Genomic DNA, 15,521 nt, shown 5'->3' with positions numbered 1-15,521 from the left:
GCATAATAAAACATAATGATATCATATACTATAGAAGAGATTAATACTATTTTACAAGGAAAATTACTAGGTAGTACAAAGCAAAGAGTAACAGGATTAGATCAGTTAAAGGATGCAAAAAGCGACCAGATTACATTTCTAAGAAGTATGAAATATGCTCGTTTGTGGGGTACATCTAATGCTTGTGTTGCTGTTGTAAATGAAGCTTTAGATATTGAGCCTGGTCCGGATCGAGCATTTATTATGGTTAAAAATGCAGATTTTGCAATGTCTAAATTATTAGAAATTTTTCGTCTTAATGATCCGGTATTTGATGTTGATATTCATCCAACTGCGGTGATCGATAAATCTGTTATTATTGGAGCAGGAAGTAAAATTGGTGCAGGTTGTTATGTGGGTAAAGATGTTATTTTGGGAGATGGCGTTGTGCTATATCCTAATGTGACTGTTTTTGATGATTCTGTAATAGGTAATAAAACTATTATTTGGTCTGGTGCTGTAATTAGAGAACGTTCTAAAATTGGTAGTGATTGTATTTTTCATAATAATGTGAGTATTGGTGCAGATGGTTTTGGGTATCTTCCTCGTGAAGATGGTCGTGGACTTATGAAAATACCGCATATTGGTAATGTTGTTATAGGTAACGGAGTTGAAATTGGCGCTAATTCTTGTGTAGATCGTGCAAAGTTTAGTTCTACTATACTAGGAGATGGTTGTAAGATTGATAATTTAGTGCAAATAGGCCATAATTGTGTGTTAGGACGCTTCTGTATTATGGCAGGGAGCAGCGGCTTAGCAGGTTCTGTAACATTAGGTGATGGGGTTGTTATTGGAGGGAGTGCTTCTATAAAAGATCATACTACAATTCATTCTGGTGCTATAGTTGGCGCTGGGTCAGGTGTAATGAACGATGTTCCTGCAGGAAAAACGGTTTTGGGTTATCCTGCTTGTGATTCAAGAGAAATGCTTAAGCAATGGGTTACACTACGTAAGCTTTCTAAATAATAGTCTGGTTTTAAAATGTAAAAAGCTCAAAACAAATACATTTGTTTTGAGCTTTTTAATTAGAATTTATAAGTATTCTATAATTAAAACTCTACAAAGATGAGTCAATTTCACTTAAGATTATATCTACTAGTTTTGTTGTCAATATGCATTATGAAAAATACTCTCACTAACTCAGGCTTTTTTATTGTTTTATAATTTTCGTTGTATAACTACCATTTTCAGTAGTTATTTTTGCTAAATAAAGTCCAGAAGTTAGATTGCTAACATTTATACTAGATGCTGCGCCTTGTAATTGTTTGGATAAGATTATTTTGCCTTGAATTGAATATATCTTAATATTAGAAGATCCCATAGAAACAGGGAATTTAATGTTTAAAACCTGACTTGTTGGATTTGGAAAAATTTTAAATATTTCCGAAGTTTCTTCAAAAGTATCAACGGATAAGGTAACGGCTTGTTTTTGATAAAAATCTAAAGCGTGCATTGCATAGACCAAAGGAGCATTCCAGTTAATGGTAATTTCATTTGTAGAATACGAACACCAGTGGTCTACATATTTTGAAGCCGGTAGATTCGATGGAAAACTTACTCCAGAACCAGAACAATCACCTGTATCAGGGTTGTTTTCATTTTGTGGTCCACCTACAATCATTCCTGGAATTGGGGCAGAAATACCATCTGCATCTGATATTCTGTGATGTGGTTCAAATACCTGTCTATCTCCAAACCCAGTTACATAAGAGTATCCCGTTCCGTTTCTACCGAAAATGTAATCCATGGATGTATAAGCTGCATCCAAATATGATTCATCTTGTGTAAGCTCATATGCTCTTATCAGTATTATCAATTGATTACCTACAGCTCCATTACTACCCCAAGCGTAGTCATTAGAACCCATTGTAATTTTCATAGGAGAAGAATTAACTCTGTCTCTTAATTGATTAGCTGTGCCTAGTAAAGTGTTGTTAGTAGTAGTGACATTAATAGAACCTGCTAAACTGTTGGTGTGTTGAGCAATAGAAATTAGTGCTAGAGGGTTACTATATGGCCAGCTTGGAGTTCCACCTCCAATAGAATTTACATCAATATCATCTCGGTAAGTGTTTTCTCCGGTTGTAATAAATAATTCAACAGCTGCCCATTGAAATTCATCGGTTACGTTATTATCTCCATACTCTCCTGTAGAGATATCAGAAACAGGTGTGCCATTGCCTTGACTATAATAAATAGCAGGATTCGCTTTTGCCCAAGTGTAAGCATCTTTTGCAGCTTGTTCTAGTTGTCCACTAAATCCTGGTCTTACACTCTCATAATCAGAAAATATTCTTGATGCTACCGCTGTTACCGCGGCAAAATTTAGAGCAGCAGCTGTAGACTTTTGTACAACAAACCGTTCTAAGTTATATGCAGCAGGCATAACTCTTCCGGAGAAGTTTTTAGCAGTTAGTTTATGATAAACTCCACCATCATTAGGGTCTTGCATGTCCAACATCCAATCTAGGTTCCATAAAACTTCATCTAAAATATCTGGAAGGTCTCCGCCTTGTTCTGGAATATTATATTGTAAGTTTTCCCATTCCGTTCTATAATGTTCGAAGGCGGCTAACAAAGTATATGTGCTAATTCCACTGTTTACAATATATTTATTATAGTCTCCTGCGTCATACCAACCTTTTGGAGCAGAGATGATTGTTCCCTCAGGTCTTGCTGATGTAGCTGCAGACGAATGTACTCTCACAACATTATCAGGGGTTCCTACCGGTCTTGCATATATGCCTGCATGAGCTGATTCTAGCGCTGTAGAAGAACGATTGTAATAGTAATATTTAAAAGCTTCTTCTCTAAGTTCAGTATATCCATCTGCACTTACATTAAAAGTAATTTCTTCCTGATCGACCTGAAAACGATACGTCCCTTCCGCATCTACTTCTGATATATCTACGTTTGCTATATGTTCTCCAGAATCATTCCATAAAGATGACGCTCCTGTAGTTCCTGATAGTACTACATTGTTAGAGCTGTCTATGATGCTATATGTTTGGTTACTAAAGCTACTTTGAGCAGCAATGCTAATAGTTTTGTTTCTACCAGTTAAATACGCCACTTGATTATAACGAACATCAAAGGTAGAAGTAGGAGGAAAAGCCTCTAAAGGCTCTCCGAAAGAAATCCAATCTATCGAAATAGTACCATCATATTTGCCTAAATTTGTGCCTGGATTTACAAAGAATTGAATAAATCTTATTTTTGACGGATCTACTGGACAAGGAGCTGTCGCTTGTGTGCAATCAGAACCTCCATATCCTCCATCTTGTAAAGTGTTTGTATAGTCGAATTCATAAATCGTGGATGAATTATCTATTCTAAGGGATTGTGCGTTAGCATTAGTTACAAAACCATCTTCATCCTGAATATCAATTCTAAAGTTGGGATTAGAAGTTCCTGAAACTTTAATAAATAATTTGATGTTGTTAGATATGTCAACAGATATTTCACTACCAGAATTGTGTAAAGTATATACAATTGAATCAAAATCTCCAGCGGTACCATCTCCTTCGATAATTAAATCACCTCCCGCAAGGGAAGAAGAATAAGAACTCGATGATTCAATGTTTAAAATGCCTTCTTCAAAATTATCACTGTAGATAACTTGCCCGTTAATCAACGGAACTACAAATAATATAAAGGCAATTGTGAATAGCATTCTCTTTTTCATTGGGACAATTTTTTTATTTTTCAATTAGATGTATTTAATACCTCATAATTGATATGCAAAATTAGATTATTATCAGGCTATCAGAAAAGTAAAATTTAAAGAATCACGAAAATTCCGATTTAATTTTAAGTAAATATTTCTTTTTCTCTTCTTTAAAAAACCAGTTTAATTTTATGTTTAGCACATCAATTAATAAGTATTGAGGTTAAGCTAAGAAGTAAAGTTAAAAAAGAATGAGGGTATTATATTTATATTCATATCTTAACATTTTATGTACATATAGTTTTTTTAAAAACTATGTAACGAAAATTCCCCTATTAGCTAATTTCTTTGAGGTTTTTGAAAAAAATATTATCGTTATAAAATGTCTGAATTAAAGATATTTTATATAAAGAAAGAATACACTTTGTTATAAAAAAGCCTTAATAAGAACTCTTGTTTTATTTGAGATGGGTAGATTATAAAACCATTTCTTCATAAGGAATTATTGTATTATATCCTTTGTTTTCGAAATATTCCATTTCAGATGAAGAACCTGTTGCTAAGACAAAATCACCTCCCCAGCCACCTAAGCTTTTTATGCTGCCAATATAATCTGGGAATAGGGTAGATTTTACAGTTGGTGTTTTTATAATTTTAGAAATCACTTCTTCGTGTTGATCGATAAGTTTGCAGAATTCTGTTAACGAAGAGCAATTTAATATGGTATCAGTTATTTGTTTTATTATTTCAGCAGCTTTATCAAAATCTTTAAGTGGTAATGACTGGTAATGTTTAATGGACTGTTTACTATCCTGTTTTTGATTTAAATACACAAAAAATAAATGGTTTTTAAAAACTGGATTAAAGTTAGATTCTTCAACCAAAGGTTTGTCTTCTTTACGTGTATAGAGTATAGGCATTTTGTGCTGTGCACTTGCAATATCATAACCACTTCCTCCAAAACTTTTCTTCAGTAGTAAGAAAGCGTCTACCTCTGCCCATTGCGCAATGTTGTTAATAAGAGTAGAAGAGGAGCCTAATCCCCACTGACGGTCAAATTCTAATCGAGTTTCAATAGTGTAACCTTTTTCATTAGAAAGGAAATCAGGATTCAATTCGTTAGCAACTTGTAAAATTTCCAGAAGTGTTTCAGAAATGCCTAGCCCTTCCTCATCAGTTAGAATTGATTTTTCAGAAGTATTAGTAGTTCCAGATAAATGTAAAGGCAGCTGAATTTTGGTTTCGAACCAACAGTTACCTTCGTAATCAAGACTTTTCCAGATAATATTTTTTGAATCATTTTCTTCAACAACTAACCATTGACCTTTTTTTGTTGGTAAAGCGAGTGCTTTGATTCCGTCAAGAACAAGATATTCCGAAGTTAGAAGAAGTTTACCGTGGCTATAAAAAGATTTTTTCATCAACTAGTTAACGTCTCAGTTTTTCGATTTGTTGTACTACTTCACTATGTGTTACGGTATTGGACTTGAAATAGTTTACCAATTGCTCTTTTTCTTCGTTAGTAGCCTGAAACTGATTTAAGATATTCATTAGATGCATTTTCATGTGTCCTTGTTGGATTCCTGTGGTAATAAGTGAGTTGATCGCACCAAAATTTTGCGCAAGACCTGCTACCGCCGTAATCTCCATAAGTTTTTTAGCGTTCGGATTTCCTAGCAGATGTAAAGCCAATTTTACCAAAGGATGTAGTGCAGTTAGTCCGCCTACTGTGCCAAGAGCCAATGGGATCTCTATTGAGAAATGAAAAATATCATTTTCAATTTTGGCATTTGTTAGACTTGTATATTTTCCGTCTTTTGAAGCAAATGCGTGCGCTCCAGCTTCGATAGCCCTAAAATCATTTCCAGTCGCTAATACTACTGCATCAATACCGTTCATAATACCTTTATTATGAGTTACAGCTCTATAAGGTTCTATTTTTGCAATTTGTACTGCTCTTACAAATTTCTCTGCGTATTGGAGAGAAGATAATTCTCCTACTTTGGGTAACTCATGTACAGGACAAGAAACATATGCTCTAACAAGGCATTCCGGAACATAATTCGAGAGAATACTCATAATAATTTCTATGTTCTTTTCTTCTTCTGAAAAGTCAGTATAGTTAGATGCCGCTTTGGTTAAAGAATCAGCAAATTGCTCTAAACAAGAATTGATAAAATTTGCTCCCATAGCATCAGCGGTGCCAAATGTGCAGTGCAGTTGATAGTAGTTTTCAATTTCCGAAGATTTATCTCTAAGTTCTATATCAATAATACCTCCACCACGTTTCTCCATATTTTTAGTAATGTGAGAAGCAGATGAAATAAGATGAGGTTTAATGTTTTCGAAAAATGATTTTAGTTTTTTGAGATCTCCTGTATATGTAAAATGTACTTGCCCAACTTTTACAGTTGATAGTACTTCTGCTTTAAATCCGCCTTTATTCTGCCAGAATTTAGCTGCTTTACTTGCAGCAGCGACTACGGAACTCTCTTCGATAGCCATTGGGATTGTAAATCGCTTACCATTAATCAGAAAATTTGGTGCTACAGAAAAAGGTAAATAATAGTTAGAAATGGTGTTTTCTGTAAATTCATCATGCAATTGCTGGAGTTTATCATCAGAATTCCAATATGTTTTTAGGGTGTCAACCGTATTTTGATCATTGTTAAAATGATGTTCAACCAACCACTTAATTTTATCAGATTTAGAAAGCTTAGAAAAGCCAGAAACCACTGGAGCCATATTATTTTTTTACTGTCAGGCTTCAAAGATACTATTCTGTTTTTATACCAAACGATTTTTGTTAATTCTTAAAACACTTTTACTCGCTTATTTTTAAATTATAATATCTGATAGATTATAGCAGTTTAGTTGATGATATGCTAATAAATATTCCTTTCTCGGGGAGCTTTTTATTGTATTTAACGTCAATTGTTGTATTTTTCACGGATTTTTTAGTATTCTTGGCGCTAACAATTTTTTATAAAAGTATAATATGAGAATAACCAGATTGTTTTTTGGAATTATAGTATTATTAAGTTCTGTGACAATTGCACAGGATAAAGCTTTCACTCTAGAAGAAATATGGGGAGGAACTTTTAGAACAGAAAGATTACAATCTTTACACTCCATGAATAATGGTAAAGAGTATTCTGTTTTAGAAAGAGATAATACTAATGGAGATACATCTATTGAAGTCTATGATTATGCAACTGGAGAAAAAGCAAACACATTAATAAAATCTTCTAATATAGAGGACCTTAAATATATTCAAGGGTACGAATTTAGTAAAGATGAAAAAAGAGTTTTACTTGCTAGTGAACTAGAGCAAATCTATCGTCGTTCATCAAGAGGAATCTACCATATCTTTGATGTTCCTTCTAATAGTAGTTTCAAAATTAGTGATAAGAAAATACAATCTCCGGCTTTGTCTCCAGACGGAAACAAATTGGCATATGTATTCGAGAATAATATTTATGTGCTGAATTTTGTAAGCGGAGAGGAGATCCAACTGACGGATGACGGTAAGAAGAATGAGATTATAAATGGTATTACGGATTGGGTATATGAAGAAGAATTTGCTTTTGTAAGAGCTTTTGATTGGAGTGCTGATAGCAATAAAGTAGCTTTTATAAGATTCGACGAGAAAGATGTTCCAGAGTTTTCTATGGATGTATATGGTGCTGAGTTATACCAAAAACAAGATGTTTTTAAATACCCTAAAGCTGGAGAAAAAAATGCAGAAGTTTCATTGCATATCGCAGATTTAGGAAGTATGTCTTTAGATAAAGTAAATCTGGGGGATTATAAAGACTTCTATATCCCTAGAATAAAATGGTCTGCTAATCCAGATATTTTGAGTGTACAGGTTTTAAATAGACACCAAAATAATCTGGATTTAATTTTTGTAGATGCTAAAACAAAAACTCCAAAGGTTGTTCTAAATGAAAAAGATGAAGCTTATATCGATATTACAGATAATCTTACATTTTTAGAAGACAATAGTTTTATTTGGACTAGTGAAAAGGACGGATACAATCATATCTACCATTATAAAGAGACAGGAGAATTGATTAATCAGGTTACTACTGGTTCTTGGGAAATAACAGATTATTATGGATACGATGCTAAAAGTAAAAGCATTTTTTATCAAAGTGTAGAAAATAAGAACATCAATAGAGATATTTATTCAATTGGTTTAGATGGAAAAAACAAGAAGAGACTAAGCACTAAAGAAGGAACTAATGATGCGGATTTTAGCGCAGATTTTAGTCAATACATTAATTATTTCTCAAATGCATCTACTCCTTTTGAGTTTACCTTAAATAATGCGGCTGATGGAGCAGTAATTCGTGAGATTAAAAACAATAAAGGGTTAAAAGATAAGCTTGCAGAATATGATGTAAGACCAAAAGAATTTTCTACGATAGATATTAATGGCGAAACCTTAAATATGTGGACGATCAAACCAAAGGATTTCGATCCTGCTAAGAAGTATCCACTGTTTATGTATCAATATTCTGGACCAGGATCTCAATCGGTTAGTAATTCTTGGAATAGAAGTAACGATTATTGGTATATGATGTTAGCGCAGCAAGGATATATTGTTGTTTGTATAGATGGAAGAGGTACTGGTTTTAAAGGAGCAAAGTTTAAGAAAGTTACTCAAAATGATTTGGGGAATTTAGAAGTTCAGGATCAGATTGCGGCAGCAAAACAATTAGGAGCACTAGAATATATTGATGCATCAAGAATTGGGATATGGGGATGGAGTTACGGAGGCTTTATGTCCAGTAACTGTTTATTTAAGGCGCCGGATACTTTTAAAATGGCTATTGCAGTAGCTCCGGTAACCAGTTGGAGATTTTATGATACGATCTATACCGAACGATATTTGATGACTCCACAGGAGAATGCAAAAGGATATGATAATAATTCGCCAATCAATTTTGTGGATGGGTTAAAAGGTAAATTTTTGTTAGTGCACGGTAGCGCAGATGATAATGTACATGTACAGAATACAATGCGTTTAATTGAAGCATTGGTGCAGAAAAACAAAGATTTTGATTGGGCAATATACCCGGATAAGAATCATGGAATTTATGGAGGTAACACTCGATTACATCTGTATAATAAGATGACTAATTTTATTAAAACGAACTTATAAATCATTAAACAACTCATTTAATTAAACTAACATAATGGCAAATACAGTTAAAGCAGCTCATCAAAAAGAGCTTTTTGGACATCCGGTTGGATTATATATATTATTTTTTACAGAAATGTGGGAGCGATTCTCTTATTACGGAATGAGAGCAATCTTTGTATTATATCTAACGGCTAAAACAATTGATGAAAATGCAGGTTTAGGCTGGTCTTCTGGAGAAGCTTTGTCATTATATGGCTGGTATACTATGTTGGTCTATGTAGCATCTATTCCTGGAGGATGGATAGCTGATAAGTTTTTGGGTCAGAAAAAATCTGTTTTAATAGGAGGGATTTTATTAGTAGCAGGACATAGTATTCTGGCTATTGAACAAATGTGGGCTTGGTATTCTGGACTTGGTTTAATTATAGCTGGTGTAGGGATGTTAAAACCAAATATTTCCACAATGGTTGGTGGTCTTTATAAACAAGGGGATATTAGAAGAGATAAAGGTTTTACAATTTTTTATATAGGAATCAATCTAGGAGCATTTTTATCCAGTTTGATTGTTGGATATGTTGGAGAGGTTCATGGTTGGCATTATGGGTTTGGTCTTGCAGGAATTGGAATGGCTTTAGGGTTATTGCAATATCTTTTAGGGCAAAAATATCTGAAAAATGTTGGAAATTTCCTTGGTACTTCTGAGAAAGTTGAAGATAAAGAAGCGATGAAAAAGCCTTTGACAAAGATTGAAAAGGATAGAATAGTTGTTTTATTAATATCATTTTTATTGGTGATTGTCTTCTGGGGAGCCTTTGAACAAGCTGGTGGTTTAATGAATATTTACGCGAAAGAAAAGACCAATCGTATGTTAATGGGATGGGAAATTCCTGCTTCATGGTTTCAATCACTAAATGCAATGTTTATTATCTTTTTAGGAACTTCTGTTGCTTGGTATTGGGCTAATAGAAAATTAAAAGGAAAAGTGTCTAGTTCATTATTTAAAATGATTTTAGGTCTTATTATCATGGGAACAGGTTTCTTTTTTATGACTGCTGCTTCAATGGAATTTGAATCAAATGGTTCTTCAGCTATGTATTGGTTAGTATTAGCGTATTTGTTCCATACAATTGGTGAGCTTTGTATATCTCCTGTTGCATTGTCGTTTATTACCAAATTGGCTCCTGTTAAGTATGGTGCTTTAATGATGGGGGTTTATTTCGCAATGACTGGATTTGGTAACAAATTGGCCGGTTTATTAGGAGAATCCGCTGAGAGTTTAGGAGAGTTTACCATATTTACAGGTATTGCTGTTTTCTGTGTTGTATTTGGTCTTTTGGTAATGTTATTTAGAAAGAAATTAGAAGTCTTGACTCATGGAGTTGAGGATAAGGAAGGAACCATAAATGAAGAAGCAGAAGGCTTCGAATTAGCAGACAACTAAAAATTCTATATATGAATACCGATATAGAGAACTTATTTGAAGATAAGGTTTTAGGGCATCCTGCCGGACTTTTTGTGTTATTTTTTACAGAGATGTGGGAACGATTTTCATTCTATGGAATGAGAATTCTCTTGGTGATTTTTTTAACTCAGCCATTATTTGGAGAGAATCCTGGTTGGGCTAATTGGCCAAGGGAACATGCTTTAGCATTATTTGGGACGTACGCATCTTTACTGTATTTAACACCAATTTTAGGAGGGTATATCGCTGATAAAATTACTGGATATCGATGGGCTGTTACTATTGGTTGCTTAGTAATGACGTTGGGACATGTTTCTATGGCGTTTGAAACCGAAACTACTTTATATATTGGTTTGGGTTTGTTAGTGATAGGTACAGGTTTGTTTAAACCTAATATTACTTCTATTATTTCCGAAATGTATAAAGGAAATGATGCCAAAAAAGATGGAGCTTACACGATATTCTACATGGGAGTAAATGCTGGAGCTTTCTTTGGGATTATGCTCTGCGGATATTTAGGTGAAAATTTTAGTTGGGCATTAGGTTTTGGGTTAGCTGGAATTTTTATGTTTCTAGGAATGATTCAATTTTGGTTAGCGAATCCTTTATTTGGTGATATAGGGGCAAGACCAAATAAAGAAATAAAACAAGAGGTTGTTCTGGAAAAAGGAGATAAGCTAAATCCTTTTACCATTTTTGATAAGATTTTGATAGCACTTAGTGCGACTATAGGATTCACTTGGTTGATAAATGACCCGATGTCAAAGATCGGAAACATTAATTTGTTTGGTTTCACGTTAGGAAGTTACGAAGGTCCAACTATAGTAATTATTCTAGGAGTACTTTTGTTCCTGTTTTTAATTATCTCTAGAATTCTTAGGTATAGTTCTACAGTTAGGGATAGAATGATAGCTGTTGCAATCTTTGCGTTTTTTACCGTATTCTTTTGGGCAGCGTTCGAACAAGCGGCAGGATCACTGAATATTTTTGCAAGAGATTATGTTGCTAGGGATTTATCAGGTTCATCAGCTTTAATTTTTAAGATTATTGATGCTATTTTAACGGTCGTTCCTTTAGTGATTATTTCTTGGGTTTTGTATTTATTATTTAAAAAGACATTTTCTAAAATAGGTGTATCCAATATAATATTGTCAATATCCTTTATAATAATATGGGGAATTGTGATTTGGAAATTGAACAATGAATTTAGTAAAGATACTACAGAAGTTGGTGCCACTTGGTTTGGAATTTTAAATTCATTCTTTATAATAGCATTAGCACCATTGTTTTCTAAATGGTGGGAAAGTAAATATAACCCTAGTGCAGCTTTTAAATATGGTTTTGGACTTGGTTTACTAGGTATTGGGTTTGCATTATTGGCCTATGGATCTTCCGGAATCCCACAAGGAGCAAAGACAGCTTCGGTAAGTATGATTTGGTTAATTTTAGCATATCTTTTCCATACTTTAGGAGAGCTATGTTTGTCCCCTGTTGGTTTGTCATATTTAAGTAAGTTAGTTCCGGGTAGAATGATTGCGTTTATGTTTGGTATCTGGTATTTGGCAATAGCAATAGGTCAAAAAGCTGCAGGAACACTTGGGGGAATGATCGATGAGGTTACAGCTAATTATAATTTGTCAACATTTTTTTTGATATTTACAATAGTCCCTATAGCGGCTGGAACATTAATTATAATTTTGAATCCATTGTTAAAGAGACTAATGCACGGGATCCGTTAATACTAAAACATTACTTTACCCGTTACCCAAAACGGGTAAAGTTTTTAATAAGGAACAGTTTTTGTTTCGACTAATATGTAAATACAAATTTTAAACATATGAAAAACCTACTTTTTCTAATTGGATTTCTCTTTGTTTTGCCTATGCAGGCACAGGAGATTAAATGGATGTCGATGAATGATGCGCTAGAGGCACAAAAGAAAACTCCTAAGAAGATTTTTATGGACGTGTATACCAATTGGTGCGGGCCTTGTAAATTATTAGACAAGAATACTTTTCATAATAAAGATGTGGTTGAATATGTGAACTCTAATTATTATGCCGTAAAATTTAATGGTGAAGGAACTGAGGAAATTCGTTATAATGACTTTACCTACACCAATCCTAATCATAATCCAGATAGAAAAGGAAGAAATAGCCAACACTTTTTTGCGAATGCATTAAAAATTAGTGGATATCCGAGTATCGTTTTCTTCGATGAAAAAGGAAATTTAATAGCACCTGTTGTAGGATATAAGACACCACAACAGCTAGAGATTTATCTAAAGATGATCCATACAGATGAATATAAAAAATTGACTAGTGCAGAAGCTTGGCAGCAATATGAACAATCATTTGTGAGTACATTTAGTAATTAAAAAAAATACTTTACTAGAAAAAACTTCTTTTACCAATTATGGTAAAAGAAGTTTTTTTTTGAATTTTATTGATTGGTTTAAAAAGTAAGGTAACCCAATCTACTTTTCTGATACTATGCTACTCCACTATTTTTTTATCCTATTTCATAGCTGATTCTAGAAAATAAAATAGTCAAACATACTAGGAATTATTCCTAATTTTGTATCTTTGTTTTGGAATAATTCCTACTCCTATAAATTCGTTAAACTTCATTAAAAGAATCTTAAAAACACAATTATGGAGTACATGTTGCTATTATAGAGTAAAACAAAATGTATGTGTAGCACCAATACATAATTGAAGAAATATACCTTATGAGCGGTATTAAGTATGAAATACAGAACAGGAAGCTTAGATCTTATAAGCACACATTTGATTATAACTTTTGTAAGCAAAAGTATGATGAATATGCTCTTATGGATTTAAATGAGTTTAAAAAATGTTTAAAGAAACCTGAGAAATTGGGGGAGATAGGACATTTATGTAGTTTTATTCTTTGGGTGAAAAATAAGGATCAAGATGAGTATCGTGATTGTTTAGGAGACTATGGGTTAATTCATTTATTGTTTCACTGTCTTGAGAGCAAACATAATGCTGATATTCATGCCGAATATATTCATATGCTATTTAAAGAAGATATAAAATTGGTTTGAGATATAAAATGTGTCCTTTTTATTGAGATATGTACGGATTATTTTTTGGTGATTTTATCAATATACGCACCCTCTTTCCAAAGACCTTGCTTTACTATAGCGCCACTACTATCATAGACTTTTCCTTTTCCATTTTTCTTGTTGTGTTTCCATTTTCCCTGATGTTTAGATCCATCAGTTTTGTATAAGGTTCCTTTGCCGTTCATTTGATTTTTTCTAAAAGAACCTTCATAACGATCACCATTAGGCCATGTATAGGTTCCTCTTCCCGAAATTTGATTATTATAAAAGGTACCTGAGTATGCAGCTGTGTCAAACCAAAAGATATTCCCTTTAATTAAAGTGCCATTTAGTACTTCTACATCAAAAGTGACGCCTTCAGAAATAAACTTATGCCATCCACTTGGTAATTGGCGAATCTGTTTTGTAGGGATTGTATTTATTTGTTGTGCATTACTAATAAAAATGACACCAACAATCAGTAGCAATAATAAAAGACCTCTTTTCATAGTATTTTTTTAATAATTGTCGCAAATAGATAGACCATACTTACATGCTGCTGTGTTTTTTGTAAATAACCTGAGTTAAATTAATGTAATATGTAAACCGTAATTTTGTTAAAGAAAGTGATTTCCTACAAATAATTTCTAAAAATTATTTTTTTAAACTGTATAAATGTTAAATTTTGCAAAATAATGCTTTTCAACGATGATATTTGCATATAATCGTTATATTTGGCCAGAATTGAAATAAATAATAAACCAAATCGTTTAATAAAAGTATTTAAAATCCTCCCCATTTTTTTTCGGTTTTAAATATTCATCTGAGCTTAACCTATTATGAAAAAACGCTTCATCATTGCCCCTTCAATGTTGTTATTAATTGGATTGCTTTTTCCTCTTATTTCTGCTAATAAGATAGAGCCTCCTAAACCTTCTAAAGAACTTAGTCAAGTCCGATCATCTGTCGATTTTTTTAAGAATCCGATTTCAGATATGCAAAAAGAGCTTTTAGTAGATGCTATAGAGTCTTATTTCGACCAAGCATTAAAGCAACATAAAATTGTAGGAGCAGGTGTTGGTATAGTAAAATGTGATTCGGTTATTTATTTAGGTGGTTTCGGAAAAAGAAATGCTTCGTTGAACGATACTATAAATGAAGAAACTGTTTTTAGGATTGGATCTGTTTCTAAAGGATTTGCAGGTGTGCTTTCCGGAATGTATGTAGAAGAAGGATTGCTTAATTGGGAAGATAAGGTAAATAATTATGTTCCATCTTTTCAACTTGCTAGTAGAAAATGGACGGATAGTGTAACGCTTTCTCATATCTTATCTCATTCATCTGGATTACCATATCATAGTTTTACCAACCTGGTTGAAGATGGTGTAGACTTAAATACAATTGCTGGTCAGTTTAAAAGTATTCCGACAATTGATAAACCTGGTAAAATATATAGCTATCAAAATGCTGTATTTGCGCTTAGTGGAGAAATGATAGAAAAAGTAACTGGCAAATCATATGGAGAGGCAATTGCAGAAAAGATTTTTAAGCCACTTAAGATGAATACTGCATCAACAGATTATAATTCCCTTAAAGTATCTACTAATGTAGCGATGCCTCATAGAAAATATGGTAGACGTTGGAAGTCCTTAAAACTAAATCAAAAATATTATAATGCTATTCCAGCTGGAGGAGTAAATGCCAGTGTAACTGATATGGCTAAATGGATGCGATTTTTGTTAGGACATAATCCTAATGTGATGAGTGCCGATGGTTTAAAGAATGTTTTTAATCCTGTGATTAATCTTCCCGGTAAAAGTAAATATTACCAGAGATGGGATGGACATCAAGGATCACACTATGCACATGGATGGCGTATTCACGATTTTAAAAATAGAGAAACAGGAGAATCAAATAGAATGATTCATCACGGAGGCCACGTAAACAGTTATAGAAGTGAGATTGCTATATTCCCTCAGGAAGACCTTGGGATTACAATCCTTTTTAATAGTCCTACGAAATTAGCGAGAACAGTAATTCCTGATCTTCATAAAATTGTTAAACAGGTTATGGAAATGCCAGAAGAACAATTAGTGGCAGAAGTTTCTGACCTAAACGACATATTGTAACT

11 protein-coding genes are annotated in these 15,521 nt (G+C 33.3%); 7 read left to right on the top strand and 4 right to left on the bottom strand.

The window, feature by feature from the left end; all coding sequences use genetic code 11:
• Window positions 1-15: 15 nt before the first annotated feature.
• Window positions 16-1,005, top strand: a complete 990-nt coding sequence (gene lpxD / locus Q0829_RS08820; protein ID WP_298541803.1) for a UDP-3-O-(3-hydroxymyristoyl)glucosamine N-acyltransferase — start codon at window positions 16-18, stop codon at window positions 1,003-1,005.
• A 184-nt stretch (window positions 1,006-1,189) separates the two neighbouring features.
• Here the strand turns inward: lpxD and Q0829_RS08815 are convergent, their stop codons facing one another.
• The 3 genes from Q0829_RS08815 to Q0829_RS08805 all read right to left on the bottom strand — a co-directional run bounded on the left by Q0829_RS08815 (window position 1,190) and on the right by Q0829_RS08805 (window position 6,451).
• Window positions 1,190-3,724 (bottom strand): glycoside hydrolase family 9 protein, encoded by a 2,535-nt coding sequence (locus Q0829_RS08815; protein ID WP_298541802.1) that lies wholly within the window; start codon window positions 3,722-3,724, stop codon window positions 1,190-1,192.
• 458 nt (window positions 3,725-4,182) lie between these two features.
• Complete coding sequence (locus tag Q0829_RS08810; protein WP_298541801.1) at window positions 4,183-5,127, bottom strand: GYDIA family GHMP kinase; 945 nt, start codon at window positions 5,125-5,127, stop codon at window positions 4,183-4,185.
• A gap of 7 nt (window positions 5,128-5,134) precedes the next feature.
• Window positions 5,135-6,451, bottom strand: coding sequence for a hydroxymethylglutaryl-CoA reductase, degradative (locus tag Q0829_RS08805; protein WP_298541800.1), 1,317 nt, complete (start codon window positions 6,449-6,451; stop codon window positions 5,135-5,137).
• Between the two features lie 253 nt (window positions 6,452-6,704).
• Here Q0829_RS08805 and Q0829_RS08800 point away from each other — a divergent pair, with 253 nt between their 5' ends.
• The 5 genes from Q0829_RS08800 to Q0829_RS08780 all read left to right on the top strand — a co-directional run bounded on the left by Q0829_RS08800 (window position 6,705) and on the right by Q0829_RS08780 (window position 13,390).
• Window positions 6,705-8,876 carry a S9 family peptidase gene (locus tag Q0829_RS08800; protein ID WP_298541799.1) on the top strand — a complete coding sequence of 724 codons (2,172 nt, stop codon included), beginning with the start codon at window positions 6,705-6,707 and terminating at the stop codon, window positions 8,874-8,876.
• 34 nt (window positions 8,877-8,910) lie between these two features.
• The gene (locus tag Q0829_RS08795; protein WP_298541798.1) at window positions 8,911-10,299 is read left to right on the top strand and encodes a peptide MFS transporter; all 1,389 of its coding nucleotides are present in this window, start codon (window positions 8,911-8,913) and stop codon (window positions 10,297-10,299) included.
• Window positions 10,300-10,310: 11 nt separating this feature from the next.
• Window positions 10,311-12,059 carry a peptide MFS transporter gene (locus Q0829_RS08790; RefSeq protein ID WP_298541797.1) on the top strand — a complete coding sequence of 583 codons (1,749 nt, stop codon included), beginning with the start codon at window positions 10,311-10,313 and terminating at the stop codon, window positions 12,057-12,059.
• A 98-nt stretch (window positions 12,060-12,157) separates the two neighbouring features.
• Window positions 12,158-12,697 carry a thioredoxin fold domain-containing protein gene (locus Q0829_RS08785; protein WP_298541796.1) on the top strand — a complete coding sequence of 180 codons (540 nt, stop codon included), beginning with the start codon at window positions 12,158-12,160 and terminating at the stop codon, window positions 12,695-12,697.
• A 354-nt stretch (window positions 12,698-13,051) separates the two neighbouring features.
• Window positions 13,052-13,390 carry a hypothetical protein gene (locus Q0829_RS08780; protein ID WP_298541795.1) on the top strand — a complete coding sequence of 113 codons (339 nt, stop codon included), beginning with the start codon at window positions 13,052-13,054 and terminating at the stop codon, window positions 13,388-13,390.
• Between the two features lie 38 nt (window positions 13,391-13,428).
• Here the strand turns inward: Q0829_RS08780 and Q0829_RS08775 are convergent, their stop codons facing one another.
• Window positions 13,429-13,899 (bottom strand): hypothetical protein, encoded by a 471-nt coding sequence (locus tag Q0829_RS08775; protein ID WP_298541794.1) that lies wholly within the window; start codon window positions 13,897-13,899, stop codon window positions 13,429-13,431.
• Window positions 13,900-14,229: 330 nt separating this feature from the next.
• Here Q0829_RS08775 and Q0829_RS08770 point away from each other — a divergent pair, with 330 nt between their 5' ends.
• Window positions 14,230-15,519, top strand: coding sequence for a serine hydrolase domain-containing protein (locus tag Q0829_RS08770; protein WP_298541793.1), 1,290 nt, complete (start codon window positions 14,230-14,232; stop codon window positions 15,517-15,519).
• Window positions 15,520-15,521: the final 2 nt, after the last annotated feature.

Source organism: uncultured Aquimarina sp. (genome assembly GCF_947492405.1).
GTDB lineage: Bacteria > Bacteroidota > Bacteroidia > Flavobacteriales > Flavobacteriaceae > Aquimarina.
Note: the sequence above shows the minus strand (reverse complement) of the source record. Positions and strands in the feature narration are given on the sequence as shown.